Origin of the sequence: Mesorhizobium sp. M7A.F.Ca.US.005.03.2.1 (genome assembly GCF_003997795.1) — a bacterium.
Classification (GTDB): Bacteria; Pseudomonadota; Alphaproteobacteria; order Rhizobiales; family Rhizobiaceae; genus Mesorhizobium; species Mesorhizobium ciceri.
This window is the reverse complement of record NZ_RZRP01001214.1, coordinates 1-1377: the sequence shown is the minus strand read 5'-3', so window position 1 is coordinate 1377 and position 1377 is coordinate 1. Positions and strand designations below refer to the sequence as shown.

General features: G+C 64.6%; 1 protein-coding gene and 2 pseudogenes. All 3 read right to left on the bottom strand.

Going from position 1 to position 1377, the window contains the following annotated elements; genetic code table 11:
* Nucleotides 1–98 precede the first annotated feature (98 nt).
* Nucleotides 99–494 (bottom strand): cupin domain-containing protein, encoded by a 396-nt coding sequence (locus EN991_RS36380; RefSeq protein ID WP_127370528.1) that lies wholly within the window; start codon nucleotides 492–494, stop codon nucleotides 99–101.
* Between the two features lie 20 nt (nucleotides 495–514).
* Nucleotides 515–927, bottom strand: a pseudogene (locus EN991_RS36375) (cyclophilin-like fold protein).
* 53 nt (nucleotides 928–980) lie between these two features.
* A pseudogene (locus EN991_RS36370) lies at nucleotides 981–1377 on the bottom strand (MFS transporter); the annotation flags it as partial.

Below are 1377 nucleotides of genomic sequence, written 5' to 3'. Positions count from 1 at the left end.
GCTTCGCGGTTGCCTCACCGATGCCCGATGAAGCTCCGGTGATGATTACGACCTTGTCCTTGATCATGGCAGTTCTCCAAAGTTGATGGTTTGATTTCTCAGGCACCGTATTGTGCGTCCGTCAAATGCTCCATCCAGTCGACGACCTTACCGTCCTTAACCTCCTGGAGCGCGATATGGCTCATCGCTGTCTTGGGCGACGCCCCATGCCAGTGCTTCTCTCCCGGCGCGAACCAGACGACGTCACCGGGCCTAATCTCCTCGACCGGGCCTCCCTCGCGCTGCACGCGGCCTCGGCCGGAGGCGACGATCAGCGTCTGGCCAAGCGGATGAGTATGCCAAGCCGTGCGCGCGCCGGGCTCGAAGGTCACCTGAGCGCCTTGGACTCGCGCGGCGTCGAAAGGGTTGAAGAGCGGATCGATCCGCACCGTGCCGGTGAACCAGTCAGCCGGTCCCTTGCCGGAAGCCCTGCTGCCCGCGCGAAGAATGTCCATCATTGATCTCCCTTGTGTCCTCAGATGCGTTCGATGCGGAGCGAGAACTCGCCGCGCACATGCAGGGCCTGCTCGCCCTCGTCGAAACGGCCGAGCCTGATCAGCCCGGGGTGGCGGTAGTCATCGTAGAACATCGCCAGGTTGCCCCAGGGCATGAAATAGCAGAGGTCATAGGGCTGCTCGTTGGCGAACGACCGCTTCCCTCCTCCGTTAGCTTGCGCGGCAGATAGGCAATCTTCTCGTTATGCGCGTAGTCCTCGATCTTGAGGTCCAGCGGCAGCATGGAGAAGAAGTCGCGCTCCGACGGATTGTCGTAGAGCGTGGCGGTCATGGTGCGGCCGTTAAAAGTCATCCCTATCTTCATGTCGCAGGGCTCCTGGCTGACTGGGGCCTTGCTCTCTCGGCTGGCGGCTGCGCGCGGCAAGGCCGTCACCGCGAGCGCGGCGCCGAGCAATGTCCGGCGGCTGAGCGTCGCATGCTCGATGATCACTGCGAGGATCTCCGGGCCATATGCGATGCGGCGAAGGCGGCGAGCGCCGATCCGCAGAGCAACACCGAGCCAAAAGTGAACGCTCCCCACCAGCCGACCGTATCGAAGAGCGTGCCGCCGATGGCGGCGCCCCCGGTGATGGCGAGCTGGATGACGGCGACCTGCAGCCCGCCGCCAGCCTCCGCGTCGTCCGGCAACGTGCGGCTGAGCCACGTGCCCCAACCAACGGGCGCGGCCGTGCCGAAGAAACCCCAGGCAACGAGCAGCAGCGCTGTGGGAACTGGCGAGGCGCCGAGGGCGACGAGCGCAACTGCTAGCGCGGCCATGACCAGCGGGATGACTATGAGAATGCCGAACAGGCGCGTCCGCAAACGCCGGCCGACGCACCAGGTA

What these genes read in the sequence shown, in the direction of transcription:
- EN991_RS36380 (WP_127370528.1), bottom strand. Translation starts at nt 494, where the DNA reads ATGGACATTCTTCGCGCGGGCAGCAGGGCTTCCGGCAAGGGACCGGCT.